Raw genomic sequence first — 22958 nt, 5'->3', positions numbered from 1 at the left:
GGAAACCGGATGCCAAAACGGCAAGGCGGGACCGGACAGGACAGGCGACTGGCAGGCTCATCGGCATGGCTCCGTGGGAAGCAATGCGGCCCGCGCCGAGGCACTTGCAGCGGCGCGCCAGCCGCTATACTCGAGCCGCCGTTATAGCCGCAAAACAGGGGAAATGCGATGGACTCTTCGGGCAGCGTCGCGTTGGGCCGACGGACGGTTGATTCGTTTCTCAAGCGCGCGTGGCGTCTCGCCAGCGCCCTCTGCCTTGCCCTGCTCGCGCTCGCGTGGAGCGACGCGGCGCGGGCGCAGACCTGCGACTTCGTCGCCCCCACCGGCCAGGTCTCGCTGATCGGTCCGGCCGGCACCAACCTCGTCTTCACCATCGAAGCGCAGACCGCCTGCGCCGCGACGGTGGACGTGGTGCTGGCGATCGATCCGGGCGAGACCACCGGCGGCGCGGTGATCCAGGCGCCCACCAACCCCACGCTCACGCTCGACACGCCCTACGACTTCACCCTCACGCTCGGCCCCAACCCCGGCGGCAGCGGCACCCTCACCGCCACCTGCGTCAGCGGCGGCTGCGCCGGCGACACCGTGGTCTTCGCCTTCGCCACCAACAACGAATTCATCTACGACGCGGCCTCGGCGCCGAATGTCGTGACCAACCAGATCAGCAACTTCAGCCTGTCCACCAGCCTGCAGTTCAACGGCGCGCCCGGCGGCCTGTCGAGCAGCTTCCAGAACACCACGGTGCCTTCGACGCCGACCATCGTCGCGCCCGTCGGCGGCATCGCCACGTTCACCCAGAACATCCCCACCGCGGGCGCCTACAACTTCCTGGCCAGCCTGCAGTGCCCCGTCGCCTTCGTGCTCGAGGGCTGCGCGGCGGTGCCGCCGGTGCCCTTCACCGTGGACGTCGAGCCGGTGTCGCTGACCGCGGTCACGCCGCTGGCGGTGAGCACGAATGCCGGCAGTCCGCTGGTGCTCACCGTGGCCTATGGCAGCCCCAGCCTGCCGGCGCCGGACGGCACCAACCTCTTCTGGTCGATCAGCGGCCAGCCGCCCGGCGGCGACGGCAACCTCACCACCAGCGGCACGATCGCGGGCGGCCAGAGCGACGCCACCTTCACCGCCACGGTGCCGGGCGTGTACACCGTGTTCGCCAACAGCGGCTGCACCTTTTGCGCCGTGTCCCAGCAAACCTTCTCGATCACCGTCAACACGGTTCCGGGCCTGAGTATCGCCAGCGGCGACGGCCAGACCGCGCTGCCGGGCAACGCCTACGCCCTGCCGCTGGTGGTGGTGGCCGACGACAGCGGCGCACCGGCCGCCGGCGTGGGCATCGACTGGGTGCTCACCGGCGACGCCACCCTGGTGCCGGGCGGCGCCACCGACGCCAACGGCCAGTCCGTGGCCACGCTCACCGCCGGGCTCACCCCGGGCCCGATCACGGTCAGCGCCGCACGCCTGGACGCACCGGCGGTGACGGTCACCTTCAACCTCGCGGTCGGCCCGCTGGGCACGCTCGACATCGTTTCGGGCGACGCCCAGACCCTGCTGGCCAACGTCGCCTCCGAACCGCTGGTGGTGGTGCTGCGCGACGCCAACGGCGCGCCGATCGCCGGCGCCACCGTGAACTGGGCCACGTCGGCCGGCAGCCTGGCGAGCGCCACGTCGGTGACCACGGCCGCCGGCGAAGCCAGCAATACCGTCACCCTCAGCGCCGCCGGTCCCGTGGACGTGACCGCCAGCTCGCCGCTGGCGGCGGCCCCGGCCACCTTCGCCATCAATGGCGCCCTGGCCAGCATCTCCGGACTGCGGCCGGGCCAGCTCGAGGTGGCACGCGCGATCGACGAGGCCTGCCCGGCGCTGGCGCAGCTGGCCACGCCCACGCCGCAGCAGCTCGACCTGCTGGCGCGCTGCCGTGAGCTGGTGGACGCCGCCGGCCTCGACCCCGCCACCGTGGCGCCCGCGCTCGACCAGCTGATGTTCGACGTCGCCCTGGCCCAGGGCAGCGCCGGCATGGCCGCCGCGCAGGCGCAGTTCCAGAACCTCAAGACCCGCATCGCCGCGCTGCGCGCCGGCGGTGGCGGCGGCACCTCCTTCGGCGGCCTGGCGGTGAACACGGCGCAGGGACCGGTGTCGCTGGGCCTGCTGGCCGGCGCGGTGTCCGAGGGCAGCAACCCGGCCGAGGTCGGCGCCGACTTCAGCCGCTGGGGCTTCTTCGCCGCCGCCACCATCGGCCGCGCCGAGGCCGAGGCGGGCAGCGTCGACCCGGCCTACGACCTCGACGTCGAAGGCATCACCGCCGGCGTGGACTACCGCTGGTCCGACAGCTGGGTGTTCGGTGGCTCGCTGGGCATGACGCGCCAGGACACCACCCTGCCCGGCGACCGCGGCGGCCTGGAGACGCGTGGCTGGAGCGTGTCGGCCTACACCACCTGGTACAAGCCCGACAGCTGGTACGTGGACGGCGTGCTCACCTGGGGCCGCAACGACTACGAGATGCTGCGCCGCATCCAGTACACCCTGCCCCTGCCCGGCGGCGGCACCACCAGCATCGACCAGCAGGCCACGTCCGACTCCAAGGGCGACCTGCTCTCCGTGGCCGCCACCTTCGGCCGCGACTTCAACCGCGGCGCCTGGGGTTTCGGGCCCTATGGCCGCCTGCTGTTCACCCGCCTGGACTTCGACGAGATCACCGAGACGCTCGGCGCCGGCCCGGGCAGTGGCCTGGGCCTGCAGGTGCGCGCGCGCGAGCTCGAGTCGCTGGCCAGCGTGCTCGGCGGCAAGCTCACCTACACCCACAGCGCCAGCTGGGGCGTGCTGATGCCGCACCTGCAGCTGGAGTGGGAGCACGAGTTCCGCGACGACCCGCAGGCGCTCGAGGCCCGCTTCCTGCACGACCCCACGGCCACGCCGATGGTGCTGTCGGGCGACCCGCTCGACACCGACTACTTCCGCCTGGGCCTCGGCATGTCTATGGTGCTCACCAAGGGCCGCTCGGGTTTCTTCTACTACGAGCGGCTGATGGGCCGGGACCGCACCTCGCAGTACAACCTGGCCCTGGGTCTGCGGATGGAGTTCTGATGATCGAATTCGGCCACCTGAGCCACGTCGGCCTCCGGCGCGAGCTCAACGAGGACACCTACTACGGCGACGCCGAGCTGGGCCTGTGGCTGGTGGCCGACGGCATGGGCGGGCACGAGTTCGGCGAAGTCGCCAGCGCGCTGGCGCGCGACGCGGTGGTGCGCGAGGTCAGGGCCGGGCGTCCGCTGGTGGACGCCATCCGCCGCGCCGACGAGGACATCATCCGGCACAGCCGCCAGCGCTCGGAAAGCCTGCCGATGGGCACGACGATGGTGGCGCTGCGCGTGCAGGACCACCGCTTCGAGCTGGCCTGGGTGGGCGACAGCCGCGCCTACCTGTGGAACGGCCAGCTGCGCCAGCTCTCGGCCGACCACAGCTACGTGCAGGAGCTGATCGACCAGGGCGCGATCACCGCCGAGCAGGCGCGCGTACATCCGCACCGCAACGTGGTCACCCAGGCCCTGGGCGTGACCGACCCGGACAATCTCAAGGTCGAGACCCTGGCCGGCGAGCTGCGCCCGGGCCAGCAGCTGCTGCTGTGCAGCGACGGCCTGACCGAAGAGGTCAACGACGCCACCATCGCCACCCTGCTCGCCCGCAGCGACCTGTCGGCGCAGGAGTGCGTGGACCACCTGGTCTCGTCGGCGCTCGACGGCGGCGGTTCGGACAACGTCACCGTGGTGCTGCTGCGCCGGCGCTGAGGCGCGCGGCGCGTTTCCCTTGGCGGCGACTCAGCCCGCCGGCAGCGCCGGCAGCGCCGGCTGGCCGCCGCCCTCGCCTTCGAGCGCGGCGTCCTGCAGCTGGCGCAGGTAGGGGTCGGCCTCGTCGATCGCCAGGCCCTTGCCGGCGAAGAACCGGCACTGCGTCCACAGGCCGCGGTCGCAGGCCTGCCAGGCATAACGGCGGTAGAAGGCAACGATGCCGGCGATGCCGGCGGTGGCGCGGGCGTTGTCCGGGTCGAGCCCCAGCGCTTGGCGGTAATAACCCAGGGCGCTGTCGTCCTCGGGGAAATCGAGCTTGCGGCCGATGTTGTCGCCTGGCGCGGTGCCCGCCTCTAGCAGCGCGTCGCCGGCGTTGAGCAGGCGCTCGAGCTCCTCGCTGGGAGCCACGCCCACCGGCTGGGGCAGCTCGAAGCCCGCGGGCAGCGGTCCCTTCCCTGCTTCGCCGGCCGCGGGTTGCGTCGCCGGCGCGCTCGTCGTCGCGTCGGTGCCGGCGGGCGCCGAGGGCTCGGGCGACAGCGCCCACCACGCCAGCAGCGCCAGCGCGAACGCCCCGCCCACGCCCGCCGCCGGCAGCAGCCAGGCCGGCCGCTGCTTTTCGTCGCGCGCGCTGATGCGGGTGCGCTGCTGGGTCGCCCCGCCGCCCGACAGGCGCTGGCCGCCGCGGCGCGCGCTGGTTTCCTGCGCCACCGCGCCCTGGGGTGCCGAAGCCACCAGCTTGTGCATGGCTTCGACGAAGGCGGCGCCGGTGTTGAAGCGCTGCGCGGGGTCCTTGGCCATCAGGCCGTTGACCAGCGGCTGCAGCCAGGCGAACTGCTCCGGCAATTCCGGCACCGGATGGGTGACGTGCATCAGCGCCACGGTGAAGGCGTCGGCGGCCTGGTAGGGCGGCGCGCCGGCGAGCATTTCGTAGAGCACCGCGCCGAGGCTGTAGAGGTCGGCGCGGCCGTCCACCGGCTCGCCGCGCGCCTGCTCGGGGCTCATGTAGTCGGGCGTGCCGATCGAGGTACCGGCGACGGTGGAGCTGTTGCTGCCGTCCATCGCCTTGGCGATGCCGAAGTCGGCCAGCACCACGCGGCCGTCGTTGCGGAAGAGGATGTTGCCGGGCTTCACGTCGCGGTGGACGAAGCCCTTCTGGTGGGCGAAGTCCAGGCCACCGGCGATGTCGCCGGCGATGTCGAGGATCTGCCCCACGCCCAGGCCGCCTTCGGTGATGCGCTCCTTGAGCGTGCCGCCGGGGATGTATTCGGCCGCGAGGTAGTAGACGTTGCCGTGGTGGCCGATGTCGTGGACGGTGACCAGGTTCGGGTGCTGCAGGCGCGCGGTGATCTTGCCTTCGGTGAGGAAGCGGTGCGCGAACTCCGGGTTGGCCGCCAGCGCCGGCGCCATCACCTTCAGCGCCACCTCGCGGTCGAGCGACTCCTGCACCGCCAGGAACACCGAGGCCATGCCGCCTTCGCCGATCGGCCGCAGGATGCGGTAGCCAGGGATCTGGATGTCGACCGAGGTGAGCAGGACGGTGGCGTTCAAGGCGACCTCGGCGGCAGGGGCTCGGGGCGATTATCCACCAAGCCGGCTCAGCTGTCGGCGGCTTCGGGCAGCGGCCACAGCACCCGGCCGGCCTTGCCGGCGATCTTGCGCAGGCGCGCTTCGTGCGCGGCGATTTCGGCCTCGCTGGCGCGCAGGACCCGGCGCGGCGCCGTGGCCGTCGCGCCGGCCAGGCCGGTGGCGGGGCCGGCGCTGGCCTCGGGCTCGAGCCGCGACACCAGGCCCAGGTCGGCCTGGCCCGAGGTCATGCCCAGGTAGACCTCGGCCAGCAGCTCGGCGTCGAGCAGCGCGCCGTGCAGCTTGCGGTGGGCGTTGTCCACGCCCAGGCGGCGGCAGAGCGCGTCGAGCGAGTTGCGCTGGCCCGGGTAGCGCTCGCGCGCCATGGCCAGGGTGTCGAGCACGCTGGCGTGGTCGGTGATGCGCCCGAAGTGCGCGCCGGCCAGCGAGAGTTCGTAGTCGAGGAAACCGACGTCGAAGCTGGCGTTGTGGATGATGAGCTCGGCGTCGCGGATGAAGTCCAGGAACTCGTCGATCGCGGTTTCGAAACGCGGCTTGTCGCGCAGGAAGTCGAGGGTCAGGCCGGTGACTTCCTGCGCGCCGGCCTCCATCTCGCGGCCGGGGTTGAAGTAGCGATGGAAGTGCCGGCCCGTGGGCCGGCGCTCGAGCAGCTCGATGCAGCCCACCTCGACGATGCGGTTGCCCTTCTCCCAGGACAGGCCGGTGGTTTCGGTATCAAGCACGACCTGGCGCATGCGCGGCATCATCCCCTGATCTTCTCGGCTTCGGCGCGGGCCAGCTGGTCCACGCGTTCGTTCTCGGCATGGCCGGCATGGCCCTTGACCCAGTGCCAGCGCACCGTGTGCCGCTGGGCCGCGGCGTGCAGGCGCATCCACAGGTCCTGGTTCTTCACCGGCTGGCCGCCGGCGGTCTTCCAGCCGCGGCGGATCCAGCCCGGCAACCATTCGCCGATGCCCTTTTGCACGTACTGCGAGTCGGTGGACAGGTCGACCTCGCAGGGCGACTTGAGCGCTTCGAGCGCCATGATCGCCGCCATCATTTCCATGCGGTTGTTGGTGGTGGCCGCCTCGCCGCCGGCGAGCTCGCGCTCGTGGCCGCCGTGGCGCAGCAGGGCCGCCCAGCCGCCCGGCCCGGGATTCCCCAGGCAGGCGCCGTCGGTGTGGATCTCGACCTTCTTGCGCGCGGGCGTCATCCGGCGCTCATCCCCGGCGTCAGGGCCATGGCGGGCTTGCCGGCGCGCAGCGGCGTCAGGCCGGCCTCGCGGCGGCGCGCCACGACCAGGTGCCCGGCCCGCAGGCCGGCCAGCAGGCCGCCGGCGCGGGCTTCCTGCAGGTCGGTGGCGCGCGGCGGCGACCACATCGGTCCCAGCCAGCGCTGGCGCTCGATCTCCAGGCCGCGGCCGGCCAGCCACTGCGAAAGCAGCGCCGGGTCGACCGGTTCCAGGCCCTGGAAGGACCATCGCAGGCGCGCCAGCCCCCAGGGATTGAGCGTGATCAGCAGCGCCACCCCGCCCGGCTTGAGCACGCGCGCCAGTTCGCCCACCAGGGCCTCGGGGCGCGGCGAGGTCTCGAGCACGCACAGGGCGTAGGCCAGCGACAGGCTGCCGCTGGCCACCGGCAGGGCCGCGTCCTCGCAGTCGAGGGCTCCGCCGAGGCGGCCGGCGGTGCGGTGCAGGCTGAGCACCTGGGCCAGCATGTTGCCCGAGAGGGTCTCGGGCAGGGCCGCGCAGGGCCGCAGGTAGAGGCCGCTGTGGCCGAACACGCGGGTGAGCTCGGGAATGGCCTGGCGCTGGATCTCGCGCAGCAGGTCCAGCGAGCCCTCGCGGCGCAGCCAGGCCTCGGCGGGGCGGTCGGGTTGACGGGGGGCTTGGGCCGCGGGCATGGTCGCGATTCTGCGCCATCGGCGCCGTCCAGGTCACCCCGTTTGCTCCGCACGATCGCGCTGCCTGCCTTCCAGGACAACTACATCTGGCTCCTGGCCGGCGGCGACGGCGCCTGCGTGGTGGTCGACCCGGGCGACGCGGCGCCCGTGTTCGAGGCCGCCGCGCGCGGCCTGCGGCCGGTGGCGGTGCTGATCACCCACCATCATCCCGACCACGTCGGCGGCGTCGATGCGCTGCTCGCGCGTTTCCCCGTGCCCTGCTTCGGCCCGGACGACCCGCGCATCCCGGCCGCGGCGACCCGGGTCGGCGAGGGCGACCGGGTCGGGGTACCGGCGCTGGGCCTCGGCTTCGACGTGATGGCGGTGCCGGGCCACACGCGCAGCCACCTGGCCTTCCACGGCGGCGGCGTGCTGTTTTGCGGCGATACGCTCTTCAGCCTCGGCTGCGGGCGCCTGTTCGAGGGCACGCCGGCGCAGATGCTGGCCTCGCTCGACCGGCTCGCCGCCCTGCCCGGCGACACCGTGGTCTGCTGCACCCACGAATACACCCAGTCCAACGGCCGCTTCGCGCGCGCCGCCGAGCCCGACAACCCGGCGCGCGACGCCCGCCTGGCCGAAGTCGACGCGCAGCGCGCCCGCGGCGAACCCAGCCTGCCCACGACCCTGGCCAGCGAACTGGCCTGCAACCCCTTCCTGCGCGTGGATGCGCCGGGCGTGCGCGCGGCGATTGCGCGGCATCTGGGGAGCGAACCCCGCGACCGCGTCGAGGCCTTCGCCGCCCTGCGCGCCTGGAAGGATGGATTCAGCGGATGAAGACCCTGCGCCTGGCCCTGTGGCCGACCCTGCTGCTGCTCGCTGCGTGCCAGGTGCCCGTGCGCCCAGAGCCGGCGCAGGCGCCGCCCGAGCCGGCGCCGCCCGCCCCGTCCGCCGCCAAGCCCCGGCCCGCGCCGGTCGAGGCACCGGCGGTGCCGGAACCGGAGGTGGCGCCCGACCCGATCGACACCGGCGCCGAGCTCTTCGCCTCCATCACTGCGCGCCTGAACCAGCCGGCCTGCATCAACGGCGAAGCCAACCGCCGCTGGCGCAAGCGTTATGCCGGCCACCCGGCCACTTTCGCCCGCCAGATCGAGCAGACACTGCCGCTGATGGCCTACGTGGCCGCCGAAGTCGAGCGCCGCGGCCTGCCCGGCGAAATGGTGTTCGTGCCCATCGTCGAAAGCTGGTACCGGCCCGAGGCGCTGGGCCCCGGCGGCCCGGCCGGCATGTGGCAGATGATCGCCAGCACGGCGCGCAACCACGGCATCAGCGTGGTGCCCGGTTACGACGGGCGGCTGTCGCCGGTGGCTTCCACCGACGCCGCGCTCGACTACCTCGAGGCGCTGTCGGAACGCTTCGACGGCGACTGGCGCGCCATGGCCATGGCCTACAACGCCGGCGAGTACCGCATCGAACGCGCATTCAAGGCCGCCGCGCACCGGCGTGCCTCCGGTGAGCGTCGCCAGCCAGCGGGGCTGCCGCACGTCACCTACGAATACATCGCCAAGCTGCGCGCGCTTTCGTGCCTGGTCAGCAAGCCCGAGGCGGCGAACCTGCAGCTGCCGCTGGAGGCGCGCTTCGTGCCGCTGGTGCGCGTCGAATTGCCGCCGGGCGCAAGCACCCTCGACCAGGCAGCCGTCGCGCTGCGCACCGAGGCGTCCACGCTGCGCCGCCTCAACCCCGCCTACCGCCAGGGCCGCATCGTCGCCGGCGTGCCGCGCGAGGTGCTGGTGCCGGGCACGCCGGCGACCCTGCTCGCGGCGGGCCGCTTCGATGGCGCCGCCGGGGCGGATGCCGGCGACACGACCGCGGGCGAGGCCGGGGCCGCGGAGCCCGAGGGCCGGCGCCACGTGGTGCGCCGCGGCGACACCCTTTCGGCCATCGCCCGCCGCTACGACGTGCCGCTGCGCGAGCTGTTCCGGCTCAACGGGCTCGACGGCCGCTCGGTGCTGCGCCCGGGCCAGGAACTGCGCGTCGACCCCTGAGCCGGCTCCATGCTTGGCGGTATGGCCGCTTGCGGGCGAAACTAGGGCGTTCCCACCGCCGACGCGGTGGCACCAGGAGGAAGACATGGGACTTTTGACGGGCAAGCGTGCCCTGATCGTGGGTATCGCCAGCCAGCGCTCCATCGCCACCGGCATCGCCGAGGCCATGCATCGCGAGGGCGCGGAGCTGGCCTTCACCTACCAGAACGACAAGCTCAAATCGCGCGTCGAGGAAGCCGCCAGCGAGTGCGGCTCGGACATCGTGCTGCCGCTGGACGTGGCCGATGACGCACAGATCGACAGCGTGTTCGCCGAGCTGGGCAAGCGCTGGGACGGCCTGGACGTGCTGGTGCACTCGGTGGGCTATGCCCCGCGCGAGGCGATCGAGGGCGAGTACCTGCAGGGCCTGACCCGCGAGAACTTCCGCATCGCCCACGACATCTCCAGCTACAGCCTGGCCGCGCTGGCCAAGGCCGCGCGCCCGATGATGAAGGGCCGCCACGGCAGCATCCTCACGCTGAGCTACCTGGGCGCCGAGCGCGCGCTGGTGAACTACAACGTGATGGGCGTGGCCAAGGCCAGCCTCGAGGCCAACGTGCGCTACCTGGCGCTCAACCTCGGCCCGGAGGGCACCCGCGTGAACGCGATTTCGGCCGGCCCGATCAAGACCCTGGCCGCGGCGGGCATCGCCAACTTCCGCAAGATGCTCGGCCACGTCGAGCAGTACGCGCCGCTGCGCCGCAGCGTCACCATCGAGGACGTGGGCAACGTCGCCGCCTTCCTGTGCTCGGACATGGCGGCGGGCGTCACCGGCGAGATCACCTACGTCGACGCCGGCTACAACATCCTGGGCATGACCGGCATCGAAGGCGTCTGAGTCCAACGGAATTCGCTGGAAATAAAAAGGCCCGGACTTGCGTCCGGGCCTTTTCTTTCGCGGGGTGCGCTGGCCGGGCTCAGAGCCGGGCTTCGGCCACCGTCACGGTGTACTCGCGGCGCAGCGCACGGATGTAACCCTCGGCCTCGACCAGGGCGCGGGCCTGGGCCACCTGGCCCAGCAGCGCCTTGCGGGTCTCTTCGTCCAGGCCCTCGAGGCTGCCCTCGGTGACGGCGGTGACCTTCAGCAGCGCGTGGCGGTCCGGACCCAGGCGCACCACGCCGACGCTCGGCTCGCCCTCGACCGGCGCCGGCAGGCGGAAGGCCTCGGTGATAAGGGCCGGCGGCAGCGGCGCCTGGCGGCTGACGCCCGGCAGTTCGGCCACGGTGCGGCCGACTTCGCCGGCCAGGGTTTCCAGCGACTCGCCGGCGCGGGCGCGCTCGAGCAGGGCCTGGGCCTGGGCCTCGGAAGCCTTCGACAGGGTGTCGGCGACCAGGTCGGCGCGCACGCGCTCGGCCACTTCCTCCAGCGGGATCTGCGCCTCGGGCACCACTTCGACCACGTGCAGCACGACGATCTGGCCGGGGCCGATCTCGATCGCCTCGCTCACCTGGCGCTCGATGCGCTGGTTGTCGGCGAAGGCCGCGGCGCGCACTTCCGCGATGGCGGCGATGCCTTCGCCGCGGCCGCGCTCGAACAGGGCGCTGCGCTTGACCTCGAGGCCGGTGGCTTCCGCGGCCGGGCCCAGCGAGGTCGGGTCGCGGTAGATGCGCTCGACCAGGGCGTTGCCCAGGTCGCTGAAACGGCGGTCGCGCTCGGTGGCCAGGTATTCGGCCTCGATCTCGGCGCGCACTTCCTCGAAGCTGCGCGAGCTGCCGGCGGTGATGTCCACCAGCTGGATCACGTGCCAGCCGTCGGGCGTGCGCACCGGGTCGGCGACCTGGCCGGGTTCGTCCAGGGCGAACAGGGCGTCCTGGAACGGACCCTCGAACAGGCCCGGTTCGATCGGGCCCAGCAGGCCGCCGTCGGCCTTGGAGCCCAGGTCCTCGGAGTTCTCGCGGGCCAGGGCGGCGAAGTCGGCGCCCGGCGCGCGGGCCTGCTCGGCCAGGGCCTGGGCGCGCTCGCGCGCGGCCTGGTCGGTGGCGGCATCGGCGTCGGCCGGCGCGGCCACGAGGATGTGCGCGGCGGTGCGCAGCGGCTCGGTGACGTATCGGCCGCGCTGCTCGTCGTAGCGCGCGCGCAGGGTCTGCTCGTCGACGACGGTGGGCACGTCGAGGCTGTTGGCGTCGATTTCCACGTATTCGATGGCGACCTTCTCGGGGCTGCGGTAGCGGGCGGCGTTGGCCTCGTACCACGCCTCGAGCGCGGCCTGGTCCGGCGCCTCGGGGGCCGAGGGCGTGGGCAGGTCGATCAGGGCGATGTCGCGAACCTGGCGCGAGAGGCGCAGGAACTCGCCCAGCTCGGCATCGGTGGCCAGGCCGGTGGAAGCCACCTGCGAGGGCAGCAGGCGGCGCGCCATGTCGGCGCGCACGCTGGCCATGAACTGGGCGTGGGTGACGCCGCGCGCGGCCAGTCCGAGGCGGTACTGGTCGGCGCTGTAGGCGCCGTTGACCTGGAACTCGGGCATCTGCTTGAGCTCGGCGGCGACCTCGGCCTCGCCGATGGTGATGCCCTCGCGCTCGGCCACCAGCGCCAGCACCTGCTCGTCGATCATCTCGTCGAGCACGCGGCGCTTGTTGTCGATCGACTCGAAGGCCACCGCGTCGAAGGCCTCGCCTTGGCTGGCGCGCTCCTGCATGCGCTGGGCCTCGAAGCGGCGGCGGAATTCATCCTGGCTGACTTCGCGCGAAGGCTTGCCCCAGATCCAGTATTTGGCCGGCCCTTCGACCTTGGCCGAATAGGTTTCGATCTTGGGCGAGAAGTAGGACTCGATGCCGAAGAACGCCATCGTGATGATGACCAGGCCGAGGATGGTGAAAGCCATCCAGCCTGAGGACTTGTCTCGGATTCTCTGGAGCATGTGCGCTATGCCGTCCGGTGGGAGCCCCGGGCCTTCCGGGGCCTTTGAAAAAACAAGGGCGCCCTTTTGGGGCGCCCTTGGGGATATGGCGGAGTGGACGGGACTCGAACCCGCGACCTCCGGCGTGACAGGCCAGCATTCTAACCGACTGAACTACCACTCCGCGTATCACTTACCTGGTGGGTGCTGAGGGTTTCGAACCCCCGACCCTCGCCTTGTAAGGGCGACGCTCTACCGCTGAGCTAAGCACCCTTCCCAAGGAAGACGCTCAGTTTACAGCATCCTTCAGGGCTTTGCCAGCCTTGAACGCAGGATTTTTCGAAGCCTTGATCTTGATGGTGTCGCCGGTCTGCGGGTTGCGGCCCTGGCGGGCGGCGCGCTTGCGGACCGAGAAGGTGCCGAAGCCCACCAGCGTCACGGTGTCGCCCTTCTTGAGGGCCTTGGTGATCGCTTCGATCATCGCATCGACGGCACGGCCGGCGTCGGCCTTGGACAGCTCGGCGGCGTCGGCGACGGCACCAATGAATTCGGCTTTGTTCATTATTGACTCCCTGAGCGAGTAGGACCCGCGTGTTTGATAATCGAGGGCGCCCGGCCATGGCCTGGGGCGCCCCGATCCACCTGTACCGCCACCGTCCGGCCCTCGGGCCGCGCGGCGGATGGAGGATTTATACCAGCGGCCCATGGCACGCGCAACGGCTGGAACCCAATATTTTCGCGGTTTCCAGCCGTTTTTCGTGCATTTGCTCAGTGCCGCAGGGTGGCGCCCTTGCCGTCCTTGTCGCCCTGCCCCTCGGCGGTGCCCGGCGTGGGCTCGGGCGCGTTGCCCGGGGCCAGCGCGCGCACCAGGGCGACGTCGAGCACTTCGTCGATCCACTTGACCGGGATGATCTCCAGGCCCTGGGTGACGTTCTTCGGGATGTCGGCCAGGTCCTTGCGGTTCTCCTCCGGGATGAGCACCGTGCGGATGCCGCCGCGCAGCGCCGCCAGCAGTTTTTCCTTCAGGCCGCCGATGGGCAGCACGCGGCCGCGCAGGGTGATTTCGCCGGTCATGGCCACGTCGGCGCGCACGGGCACGCCCGACAGCACCGACACCAGCGCCGTCACCATCGCGATGCCGGCGCTCGGGCCGTCCTTGGGCGTGGCGCCCTCGGGCACGTGCACGTGGGTGTCGAACTTCTGGTGGAACTCGGCGTCCAGGCCCAGGCGCTCGCTGCGCGAACGCACGACGCTGTAGGCGGCCTTCACCGACTCCTGCATCACGTCGCCGAGCTGGCCGGTGAGGATGAGCTGGCCCTTGCCGGGCAGCAGCGTGGCCTCGATCTGCAGCAAGTCGCCGCCGACCTCGGTCCAGGCCAGGCCGGTGACCAGGCCCACTTCGCTCTCCTGCTCCGCGCGGCCGAAGTCGTAGCGCTGCACGCCCAGGTACTTGTCGAGGTTCTTGGGCGTGACCGAAATCGCCACCGCCTTGCCCTGCTTGCGCGGGCCGGCGAGCGCGATTTCCTTGACCACCTTGCGGCAGATCTTGGAGACCTCGCGCTCGAGGTTGCGCACGCCGGATTCACGCGTGTAGTAGCGCACGATGTCGCGCACCGCCGCCTCGCTGATCTTGAGCTCCGCCGGCTTGAGGCCGTTGGCCTTGAGCTGCTTGGGCACCAGGTAGCGCTGGGCGATGCCGAGCTTCTCCTCCTCGGTGTAACCCGGGATGCGGATGACCTCCATGCGGTCGAGCAGCGGGCCCGGGATGTTGAGCGAGTTGGCGGTGGCCACGAACATCACCTCGCTCAGGTCGAGGTCGACCTCGAGGTAGTGGTCGTTGAAGGCGCTGTTCTGCTCCGGGTCGAGCACCTCGAGCAGGGCCGAGGACGGATCGCCGCGGAAGTCCATGCTCATCTTGTCGATCTCGTCGAGAACGAACAGCGGGTTCTTCGAGCCGACCTTGTTGAGGTTCTGCACGATGCGGCCCGGCATCGAGCCGATGTAGGTGCGGCGGTGGCCGCGGATCTCGGCCTCGTCGCGCACGCCGCCGAGCGACATGCGCACGAACTTGCGGTTGGTGGCCTTGGCGATGGACTGGCCCAGCGAGGTCTTGCCGACGCCGGGCGGGCCGACCAGGCACAGGATCGGGCCGCGCATCTGCTTCACCCGCGACTGCACCGCGAGGTACTCGAGGATGCGCTCCTTGACCTTCTCCAGGCCGTAGTGGTCGGCGTCGAGCACGTCCTGCGCGGCCTTGAGGTCCTTGCGCACCTTGCTGCGCTTCTTCCAGGGCACGCCCACCAGCCAGTCGATGTAGTTGCGCACCACGGTGGCCTCGGCCGACATGGGCGACATCTGCCGCAGCTTGTTGAGCTCGGTGCGCGCCTTGGCCTCCACGGCCTTGGGCATGCCGGCGGCGGCGACCTTGCGGGTCAGCTCCTCGAGCTCGTTGGGCGCCTCGTCGAGCTCGCCCAGCTCCTTCTGGATCGCCTTCATCTGCTCGTTGAGGTAGTACTCGCGCTGGCTCTTCTCCATCTGCGACTTCACGCGGCCGCGGATGCGCTTCTCGATCTGCTGCACGTCGATCTCGCCGTCGACGAGGCCGATCAGCATCTCCAGGCGCTGGCCGACCTCGAGGGTCTCGAGCAGCTGCTGCTTGTCGGAAAGGCGCGCGCCCAGGTGCGCGGCGATGGTGTCGGCCAGGCGGCTGGGGTCGTCGATGCCCGAGAGCGTGGTGAGCAGCTCCGGCGGCAGCTTGCGGTTGGTCTTGACGTACTGCTCGAACAGGCTCATCAGCGAGCGCAGCGTGACCTCGAGCTCGCGCTCGTCGCGCTCGAACACGGTGTCGACCACGGCGCCGGTGGCGGTGAGCGCACCCTCGCGCTCGCCGAAGCCATCTATGGCCACGCGCGAGCTGCCCTCGACCAGCACCTTGATGGTGCCGTCGGGAAGCTTGAGCAGCTGCAGCACCTGGGCCAGGGTGCCGGTGCGGTAGAGGTCGTCGGCGCCCGGGTCGTCGGTGTCGGGGCTCTTCTGCGCCACCAGCAGGATCTGCTTGTCGGCGGCCATGGCCAGGTCGAGCGCCTTGATCGAGCGGTCGCGGCCGACGAACAGCGGGATGACCATGTGCGGGTAGACGACCACGTCGCGCAGGGGCAGCACGGGAAGGTCGAGGTGGGCGTTGGGGGCGGTGTCTTGCATGGTCGGCTCCTGGGGGCGGGGCCCCGCTCAGGCTCAGGTTATGGGGGCCGCGCGGCCCGCTTGCAAGCGCCGGCCCGCCAAAAGCGAAGGGCCGGGAAAACCGGCCCTTCATTCAAGGACTTGCGGGAGGCCGTTCAGTCGCCCGAAGCGGCCTTGGGCGCGGGCTGCGCGCCCGAGCTGTAGATCAGGTAGGGCTCGGTCTGGTGGTTGATCACCGACTCGTCGACGACGACCTTGCTGACGTTCTCCAGCGACGGCAGCTCATACATGGTGTCGAGCAGCACCGACTCCATGATGGTGCGAAGGCCGCGGGCGCCGGTCTTGCGCTTGAGCGCGCGGCGGGCGATGGCCATCAGCGCATCCGGGCGCACCTCGAGCTCGACGCCCTCCATTTCGAACAGGCGCTTGAACTGCTTGGTGATGGCGTTCTTGGGCTCGGTGAGGATCTTCACCAGCGCCGCCTCGTCGAGCTCCTCGAGCGTGGCGACCACCGGCAGGCGGCCGACGAACTCGGGGATCAGGCCGAACTTGATCAGGTCCTCCGGCTCGACTTCCGAGAGCAGCTTGCCGATGTCGGCCTTGCGCTCGGAACTCTTGACCTTGGCGCCGAAGCCGATGCCGCCGGCCTCGGTGCTGCGCGCCTGGATCACCTTGTCCAGGCCGGCGAACGCGCCGCCGACGATGAACAGGATGTTCTTGGTGTCGACCTGCAGGAATTCCTGCTGCGGGTGCTTGCGGCCGCCCTGCGGCGGCACCGAGGCCAGCGCGAGATCTTGTCGATCTCGTCGATGTAGACGATGCCCTGCTGCGCCTTGTCGACGTCGTAGTCGCACTTCTGCAGCAGCTTCTGGATGATGTTCTCGACGTCCTCGCCGACGTAGCCCGCCTCGGTGAGCGTGGTGGCGTCGGCGATGGTGAAGGGCACGTTGAGCAGGCGCGCCAGCGTCTCGGCCAGCAGCGTCTTGCCCGAGCCGGTCGGGCCGATCAGCAGGATGTTGGACTTCGACAGTTCGATGTCGTCGTTCTTGATCCGGCTCTCGATGCGCTTGTAGTGGTTGTACACCGCGACCGACAGCGTCTTCTTCGCGCGCCGCTGGCCGATGACGTACTGGTCGAGCACCTCGAGGATCTCGCGCGGCTTGGGCAGGTGGCTGCGGGCGGCGTGCGCCTTCTCCTCGAGCTCCTCGCGGATGATGTCGTTGCACAGCTCGACGCATTCATCGCAGATGAACACGCTGGGGCCAGCGATCAGCTTGCGGACCTCGTGCTGGCTCTTGCCGCAAAATGAGCAGTAGAGGATCTTGCTGCTGTCGCCGGAGCGGCCCTGGCGGTCTTCGGTCATGCTGTTGCTGCCCTGGTGGAATGGGTCGGGGTCGAGAATATCACAGGCCGCCAAAAGGCCACGTCCCGGCCCTTTCGGGGCCGGGACGGGCCGTGGAAGCGGCTTCGGAGGGGCCGGTCAGCCGGCCTGGACGGTGTCGTCGGGGCGGCGGTCGAGCACCGCGTCGACCATGCCGTAGGCCTTGGCGGCCTCGGCGTCCATGAAGTTGTCGCGGTCGGTGTCCTTGGCGATGCGCTCGATCGGCTGGCCGGTGTGCTTGGCCAGCACGCCGTTGAGGCGGTCGCGCAGGGTCAGGATCTCGCGGGTGTGGATCTCGATGTCGCTGGCCTGGCCCTGGAAGCCGCCCAGCGGCTGGTGGATCATCACGCGGGCGCTGGGCAGGATGTAGCGCTTGCCGGCCGCGCCGGCGGCCAGCAGCAGCGAGCCCATCGAGGCCGCCTGGCCGACGCAGATGGTGCTCACGTCGGGCTTGATGAACTGCATGGTGTCGTAGATCGCCATGCCCGAGGTGACCACGCCGCCCGGCGAGTTGATGTACAGGCTGATGTCCTTCTCGGGGTTCTCGGCCTCGAGGAACAGCAGCTGGGCGACGATGACGTTGGCCATGTAGTCGTCGATCGGGCCGACGAGGAAGATGACGCGTTCCTTGAGCAGGCGCGAATAGATGTCGTAGGCGCGCTCGCCACGGCTGGTCTGCTCGACCACCATCGGCACCAGGTTCAAAGCCTTGATCGGATCCATTCCCGTCTCCTTACGTGGTGGCCGCTCAGGCGGCCGGACGCATCAGTTCGGCGAAGCTCATCGTCTTTGCGGTCGACTGCGCGCGCTCGGCGATCCAGTCGATCACCTGCTCTTCCATCACGCGGTTGCGCAGGCCGGCCATCAGGTTGGCGTCGTTGCGGTAGAGCTCGACCACCTGCGCCGGGTCCTCGTAGGTCGAGGCGATCAGCTGCAGGGTTTCGGTGAGGCGCTTGTTGTCCAGGCGCAGCTCGTTCTGGCGGGCGACCTCGCCCACCAGCAGGGCGGCGGCGACGCGGTTGCGGGCGGCGTCCATGAACTGGGCGGCCTCGAAGCCGAGGTTGGCCTGGCCCTGCTGGCGCGCCTGCTGGGTGGCGTTGGCGGCCATGGAGCGGGCCTCGGCGTCGATCAGGCGCGGCGGCAGCTCGACGTCCTTGTAGGCGGCGACGAGCTTGCTGGCCACTTCGGCGCGCAGGCGCTGCATCAGGTTGCCCTTGAGCTCGCGCTCGAGGTTCGAACGCACTTCCTTGCGGAACACCTCGAGCTTGCCGGACTTGATGCCGAAGCTCTTGATGAAGGCCTCGTCGACCTCGGGCAGCCTGGCGGCGGCGACGCGGGTGACCTTCAGGGTGACCTTGGCCGGCTGGCCGGCCAGCTCGGCGACGCGCCAGTTGTCCGGGAAGGTGACCTCGACCTGGGCCTGGTCGCCGGCCTTCATGCCGGCCAGGCGCGACTCAAGCGCCGGGAACATCACGTTCGAGCCGATGACGGTGGCGCCGCGCTCGACGCCCTCGGCCGGCACGCGCGCGCTGGCGGTTTCGGCGAAGGTCTCGACCTGGGCCATGTCGCCCGGCTCGGCGGCGCGCTCGACGTCTTCCCACTGGCGGCGCTGCTGGCGCAGGGTCTCGATCATCGCGTCGATGTCGGACTCCTCGATCGAGGAGTTGACGCGCTCGATCTCCAGCTTGGCCGGGTCGATGGTGCCGAAGTCGGGCACGATCTCGAAGGTGGCGGTGTAGCGGATCTCGCCGCCGTCGCCCTGGGGCTCGGCCTGGATGTCCGGGTTGCCGGCCAGCTTGAGGTCCTGCTGGCGGATGGCCTCGCCGAGGCTCTCGCGCACCAGCTCGCCGAAGGCTTCGTTGCGGACCTGGGCGCCGAAGCGCTGCTCGATCACCTTGGTGGGGACCTTGCCCTTGCGGAAGCCCTTGATGTTGGCGGTGCGCGCCAGCTCACGCAGGCGGTTGCCGACGACGCCCTCGAGGCGGTCGGCCGGCAGGCTGACGGTGAGGCGACGTTCCAGGTTGGCGGTGTTCTCAAGCGAGACTTGCATGTTCACTCCTGCGACCGCGCCTTTTCTTGGGCGCGAAAATGAAAAAACCCGCGGAGCTCCGGCTCGTCCCCGCGCCTCCGTTGCCGGATGGTGCGAAAGGAGAGAGTCGAACTCTCACGGGTTGCCCCACTGGAACCTAAATCCAGCGCGTCTACCAGTTCCGCCACTTTCGCAACGCCGCGCGGGATCGATTCTTCGGGAAGATGGTGGGCCGTGTAGGATTCGAACCTACGACCTATTGATTAAGAGTCAACTGCTCTACCAACTGAGCTAACGGCCCGTAATCTTCCCGCCGAAGCGGCTGCGACGCGACATTATGCCGTGCCTGGAACTGGGGTGGAAGACGGGACTCGAACCCGCGACCCTCGGAATCACAATCCGATGCTCTAACCGACTGAGCTACATCCACCAATGTAAAACCACCCTGCCCCTGCCGCCACCCCCGCCTGGCGCGCCCGGCAGGAATCGAACCTGCAACCGCCGGCTTAGAAGGCCGGTGCTCTATCCGGTTGAGCTACGGGCGCCTGCCGGGATGATACCGGCCGGCCCGCGCCGCATCCATGCGGGTCGCAGGTCCGGGGACAGCGGCCTGGTCGGGGCAGAGGGATTCGAACCCACGACATCCAGCTCCCAAAGCTGGCGCTCTACCAGGCTGAGCTATACCCCGGCGGTGAAGCCCGACGCCTTTGCAAGCGCGCCGCAGGAGTCTCACTTTACGGTTGGCGGGGAAGGTGGCGCAATGCGCCGGCCAACCCCGTCCTCCGAACAAAAAGGGTGCCGAAGCACCCTGTTTGCATTAGTGGCGCGCCCGGAGAGATTCGAACTCCCGACCACCAAGTTCGTAGCCTGGTGCTCTATCCAACTGAGCTACGGGCGCGCAGAAGCGAAATTATGGGACACGTGCGGGAAGCCGTCAATACTTTCGACAAACTTCTTCGCGGCATCCCTCGCCGGTTCCTTTCCGTTCGCGGCCTGGGCCGGGAAGAAAAATCGCCGCCCGCGGGCGGCGATTTCGGAAGTGGCGGAGTGAGAGGGATTCGAACCCTCGATAGAGCTTTTGACCCTATACTCCCTTAGCAGGGGAGCCCCTTCGGCCTCTCGGGCATCACTCCGGAAAACGGCTGCCGGCCGTGCCTTTGGGGGCGCGACCGGCCGCATAGGATACGCCCTCAGCCGGGCTTGGGTAAACCCGCATCGTCCGGCCCGCCGCCGGAACCCGGGGCGTCGTCCTTCTGGATGCGCTGGAAGATTTCCTCGCGGTGCACGGCGACATCCTTGGGCGCGGTGATGCCGATGCGCACCTGGTTGCCCTTGACGCCCAGCACCGTGACGGTGACCGAGTCACCGATCATCAGGGTCTCTCCCACCCTTCGCGTCAGAATCAGCATCCCCTTCCCTCCCGATACGTCCCTGCACCGGCCCGCGGAGCGGCGCCCCGCGGTTCCCCGTCCGCGCACGATGCGCGGCATGCCCCGGATGGTAGTTCGCGGCCGGCAGCGGTGCAAACCGGCGCCGGCGGCGCGATCAGCCGCCCAGGCGCTGCGCCACCCAATCCTTCACCTCGGCCAGCGCGGCCACCAGCTCGGGGCCGTCGCTGCCGCCGCCCTGGGCCATGTCCGGGCGACCGCCACCCTTGCCGCCGATGCGGGCGGCCACGTGCGAAAGCAGTTCGCCGGCCTTCACCCGGCCCAGCGCCCCGCCCTGCACGCCCGCCACCAGCGAGGCCTTGCCCTCGCTGGCCGAGGCCAGGAGGATCACGGCCTCGGGCAGGCGCGACTTGAGCTGGTCGACGGCATCGCGCAGGGCCTTGGCGTCCAGGCCTTCCAGGCGCGCCGCGACCACCTTCACGCCGCCCACCTCGGGCGCCGCCGCGGCCAGGTCGGCGGTGGCGCCGGCGGCGGCCTTGGCCTTGAGCGACTCGAGTTCGCGCTCGAGCTTCTTCTGGCGCTCGAGCAGCTGGGCGAGCTTGTCCAGCACGTCGCGCGGGTTGCCGCCGAGCAGGCTGGCGGCCTGCGCCAGGCGTTTTTCTTCCTCGGCCACGTAGGCCAGCGCACCCGCGCCGGTGACGGCCTCGATGCGGCGCACGCCGGCGGCCACGCCACCCTCGCTGGTGATCTTGAACAGTCCGATGTCGCCGGTGGCGTGCACGTGGGTGCCGCCGCACAGCTCGGTGGAGAACTCGCCCATGCGCAGCACGCGCACGCGCTCGCCGTACTTCTCGCCGAACAGGGCCATCGCGCCGAAATCCAGCGCTTCCTGCATGCCCATGTGGTGGATCTCGGCCTCGGCGTTGCGGCGGATCTCGGCGTTGACCATCGCCTCGATGCGCTCGAGCTCCTCGCCGGTGATGGCCTGGAAGTGCGAGAAGTCGAAGCGCAGGCGGTCGGGCGCCACCAGCGAACCCTTCTGCGTGACGTGCTCGCCCAGTACCTTGCGCAGGGCCGCGTGCAGCAGGTGGGTGGCCGAATGGTTGAGCACCACGGCCTGGCGGCGCTCGCCATCCACGCGCGCCGAGAGCTTGTCGCCGACCTTCACCGTGCCGCGGTCGAGGCGGCCGACATGGGCGTGGAAGGCGCCGTTGAGCTTGAGCGTGTCGTGCACCTCGAAGTGGTCGCCGCGCGGGTCGAGCAGCGCGCCGGTGTCGCCGACCTGGCCACCGGACTCGGCGTAAAAGGGCGTGTGGTCGAGCAACACGATGCCCTCCTCGCCGGTGGCCAGCTGCTGCACCGGCTTGCCGTCGCGCACCAGGGCCACGACGCGGCAGCCGTCGGCCTCGAGCGCTTCATAGCCGAGGAACTCGGTGGGCTTGAGCGTGGCCACCAGGTCGGCCGGCAGCGCGGTGGCGCCAGCGAACTTGCTGGCGGCGCGGGCGCGCTCGCGCTGCTGGTCCATCAGCGACTCGTACTCGGCCAGGGCGCCGTCGGCCAGGGCCCAGCCCTTGTCGGCGTTCTCGCGCAGCAGGTCGGCGATCAGGTCGGGCGGGCAGCCATAGGTGTCGTGCAGCTGGAACAGCTGCTCGCCCCTGATGCGGTTGCCGGACGCGGCCAGGTAGTCGTGCAGGCGCGCCATGCCGGCGTCGAGCGTCTGCGCGAACGCGGCCTCCTCGGCCTTGAGCGCCTGCTCGACCAGCTTCTGCTTCGCCGCCAGCTCCGGATAGGCCTCACCCATCGCCTCGACCAGCGGCTGCACCATGCGCCAGAACTTGCCGTCGGCGCTCAGGCCATCGAGCTTCCAGAAATGGCGGATGGCGCGGCGGATGATGCGGCGCAGGACGTAGCCGCGGCCCTCGTTCGAAGGCAGCACGCCATCGACGACCAGGAAGCTGCAGGCGCGGATGTGGTCGGCGATCACGCGCAGCGACTTGTGCTCGAGGTCGCTGGTATTCGTGAGCGCGGCCGCGGCCTTGATCAGGTGCTGGAACAGGTCGATCTCGTAGTTGCTGTGCACGTGCTGCAGCACGGCGGCGATGCGCTCTAAGCCCATGCCGGTGTCCACGCAGGGCGCCGGCAGCGGCACCAGGGTGCCGTCCGGCTGGCGGTCGTACTGCATGAAGACGTTGTTCCAGATCTCGATGAAACGATCGCCGTCCTCGTCCGGGCTGCCCGGGGGGCCGCCGGGAATGGACGGACCGTGGTCGTAGAAGATCTCGCTGCAGGGGCCGCAGGGGCCGGTGTCGGCCATCTGCCAGAAGTTGTCGCTGGCGTAGGGCGCGCCCTTGTTGTCGCCGATGCGGATGATGCGCTCGGGCGGCAGGCCGATGTCCTTGTTCCAGATCTCGAAGGCTTCGTCGTCGGTGTGGTAGACGGTGACCAGCAGCTTGTCGGCCGGGATGCCCCAGACCCGCGTCAGCAGCTCCCAGGCATAGGCGATGGCGTCGCGCTTGAAGTAATCGCCGAAGCTGAAGTTGCCCAGCATCTCGAAGAAGGTGTGGTGGCGGGCGGTGTAGCCGACCTGGTCGAGGTCGTTGTGCTTGCCGCCGGCGCGCACGCAGCGCTGCGAGCTGACCGCGCGCTTGTAGCTGCGCTTGTCGGCGCCCAGGAACACGTCCTTGAACTGCACCATGCCGGCGTTGGTGAACAGCAGGGTCGGGTCGTTGCCCGGCACGAGCGGGCTGGAGGGCACGATTTCGTGGCCCTTGGACTGGAAGAACTCGAGGAAGTCCCGGCGGATCTGGTGGCTGGTCTTGGTCATGGCTGGCTGGCA

General features: G+C 70.3%; 16 protein-coding genes, 9 tRNA genes and 1 pseudogene. 5 read left to right on the top strand and 21 right to left on the bottom strand.

All coding sequences use genetic code 11. From position 1 onward, the window contains the following. The first annotated feature begins 168 nt into the window (after positions 1-168). A complete protein-coding gene (locus ABS41_RS01405; RefSeq protein WP_290589404.1) occupies positions 169-3081 on the top strand; it encodes an autotransporter outer membrane beta-barrel domain-containing protein in 2913 nt (970 codons plus the stop codon). Beyond that, positions 3081-3782 (top strand): protein phosphatase 2C domain-containing protein, encoded by a 702-nt coding sequence (locus ABS41_RS01400; RefSeq protein WP_290589401.1) that lies wholly within the window; start codon positions 3081-3083, stop codon positions 3780-3782. Before ABS41_RS01405 ends, ABS41_RS01400 begins: the two co-directional genes overlap by 1 nt. A 30-nt stretch (positions 3783-3812) precedes the next feature. Here the strand turns inward: ABS41_RS01400 and ABS41_RS01395 are convergent, their stop codons facing one another. Genes ABS41_RS01395 through ABS41_RS01380 form a run of 4 tightly spaced genes read right to left on the bottom strand, consistent with a single transcriptional unit; the run spans position 3813 to position 7247 of the window. After that, a complete protein-coding gene (locus ABS41_RS01395; protein ID WP_290589398.1) occupies positions 3813-5330 on the bottom strand; it encodes a serine/threonine-protein kinase in 1518 nt (505 codons plus the stop codon). 47 nt (positions 5331-5377) lie between these two features. Next, on the bottom strand, positions 5378-6100 hold the full coding sequence (dnaQ, locus tag ABS41_RS01390; RefSeq protein WP_290589737.1) for a DNA polymerase III subunit epsilon: 723 nt from the start codon (positions 6098-6100) through the stop codon (positions 5378-5380). A gap of 8 nt (positions 6101-6108) precedes the next feature. Continuing rightward, positions 6109-6558: a ribonuclease HI gene (rnhA, locus tag ABS41_RS01385; RefSeq protein WP_290589395.1), complete on the bottom strand. Its 450-nt coding sequence runs from the start codon at positions 6556-6558 to the stop codon at positions 6109-6111. After that, the gene (locus ABS41_RS01380; protein WP_290589392.1) at positions 6555-7247 is read right to left on the bottom strand and encodes a methyltransferase domain-containing protein; all 693 of its coding nucleotides are present in this window, start codon (positions 7245-7247) and stop codon (positions 6555-6557) included. The genes rnhA and ABS41_RS01380 overlap by 4 nt, the downstream gene beginning before the upstream one ends. Before the next feature lie 42 nt (positions 7248-7289). Here ABS41_RS01380 and gloB point away from each other — a divergent pair, with 42 nt between their 5' ends. The 3 genes from gloB to ABS41_RS01365 all read left to right on the top strand — a co-directional run bounded on the left by gloB (position 7290) and on the right by ABS41_RS01365 (position 10145). Then, positions 7290-8060, top strand: coding sequence for a hydroxyacylglutathione hydrolase (gene gloB / locus ABS41_RS01375; RefSeq protein ID WP_290589388.1), 771 nt, complete (start codon positions 7290-7292; stop codon positions 8058-8060). Continuing rightward, the gene (locus ABS41_RS01370; protein WP_290589385.1) at positions 8057-9268 is read left to right on the top strand and encodes a transglycosylase SLT domain-containing protein; all 1212 of its coding nucleotides are present in this window, start codon (positions 8057-8059) and stop codon (positions 9266-9268) included. Before gloB ends, ABS41_RS01370 begins: the two co-directional genes overlap by 4 nt. Before the next feature lie 85 nt (positions 9269-9353). Beyond that, on the top strand, positions 9354-10145 hold the full coding sequence (locus ABS41_RS01365; RefSeq protein ID WP_290589382.1) for an enoyl-ACP reductase: 792 nt from the start codon (positions 9354-9356) through the stop codon (positions 10143-10145). A 79-nt stretch (positions 10146-10224) separates the two neighbouring features. Here ABS41_RS01365 and ABS41_RS01360 read toward each other — a convergent pair whose 3' ends face one another. The 17 genes and pseudogenes from ABS41_RS01360 to alaS form a co-directional block, all read right to left on the bottom strand. After that, a complete protein-coding gene (locus ABS41_RS01360; protein ID WP_290589379.1) occupies positions 10225-12165 on the bottom strand; it encodes a SurA N-terminal domain-containing protein in 1941 nt (646 codons plus the stop codon). An 86-nt stretch (positions 12166-12251) separates the two neighbouring features. Then, positions 12252-12328, bottom strand: a tRNA-Asp gene (locus ABS41_RS01355). 14 nt (positions 12329-12342) lie between these two features. Next, positions 12343-12417: transfer RNA gene (locus ABS41_RS01350), tRNA-Val, on the bottom strand. A gap of 16 nt (positions 12418-12433) precedes the next feature. Beyond that, complete coding sequence (locus ABS41_RS01345; RefSeq protein ID WP_043802408.1) at positions 12434-12706, bottom strand: HU family DNA-binding protein; 273 nt, start codon at positions 12704-12706, stop codon at positions 12434-12436. 206 nt (positions 12707-12912) lie between these two features. Further along, complete coding sequence (lon, locus tag ABS41_RS01340) at positions 12913-15345, bottom strand: endopeptidase La (protein WP_290589370.1); 2433 nt, start codon at positions 15343-15345, stop codon at positions 12913-12915. 134 nt (positions 15346-15479) lie between these two features. Then, a pseudogene (locus tag ABS41_RS01335) lies at positions 15480-16687 on the bottom strand (ATP-dependent Clp protease ATP-binding subunit ClpX). Between the two features lie 117 nt (positions 16688-16804). Next, positions 16805-17428, bottom strand: a complete 624-nt coding sequence (gene clpP, locus ABS41_RS01330; protein ID WP_106988990.1) for an ATP-dependent Clp endopeptidase proteolytic subunit ClpP — start codon at positions 17426-17428, stop codon at positions 16805-16807. Positions 17429-17453: 25 nt separating this feature from the next. After that, positions 17454-18755: a trigger factor gene (gene tig / locus ABS41_RS01325; protein ID WP_290589366.1), complete on the bottom strand. Its 1302-nt coding sequence runs from the start codon at positions 18753-18755 to the stop codon at positions 17454-17456. Between the two features lie 88 nt (positions 18756-18843). Then, positions 18844-18928, bottom strand: a tRNA-Leu gene (locus ABS41_RS01320). Between the two features lie 31 nt (positions 18929-18959). Beyond that, positions 18960-19035 (bottom strand) — tRNA-Lys (locus ABS41_RS01315). A 52-nt stretch (positions 19036-19087) separates the two neighbouring features. Then, positions 19088-19164, bottom strand: a tRNA-His gene (locus ABS41_RS01310). A gap of 38 nt (positions 19165-19202) precedes the next feature. Further along, positions 19203-19279 (bottom strand) — tRNA-Arg (locus ABS41_RS01305). Positions 19280-19345: 66 nt separating this feature from the next. Next, positions 19346-19422: transfer RNA gene (locus ABS41_RS01300), tRNA-Pro, on the bottom strand. Between the two features lie 133 nt (positions 19423-19555). Next, positions 19556-19632 (bottom strand) — tRNA-Arg (locus ABS41_RS01295). A gap of 142 nt (positions 19633-19774) precedes the next feature. Then, positions 19775-19867: transfer RNA gene (locus tag ABS41_RS01290), tRNA-Ser, on the bottom strand. Between the two features lie 57 nt (positions 19868-19924). Next, entirely contained in the window at positions 19925-20143 is a 219-nt protein-coding gene (gene csrA, locus ABS41_RS01285; RefSeq protein WP_290589363.1) for a carbon storage regulator CsrA, read from the bottom strand. Positions 20144-20279: 136 nt separating this feature from the next. Beyond that, positions 20280-22946, bottom strand: coding sequence for an alanine--tRNA ligase (gene alaS, locus ABS41_RS01280; RefSeq protein ID WP_290589360.1), 2667 nt, complete (start codon positions 22944-22946; stop codon positions 20280-20282). Between the last annotated feature and the right edge of the window lie 12 nt (positions 22947-22958).

The organism is Arenimonas sp. SCN 70-307, assembly GCF_001724815.1.
Taxonomy (GTDB): domain Bacteria; phylum Pseudomonadota; class Gammaproteobacteria; order Xanthomonadales; family Xanthomonadaceae; genus Arenimonas.
The sequence above is the reverse complement of the archived record's forward strand: the minus strand, read 5'-3'. Positions and strand labels throughout refer to the sequence as shown.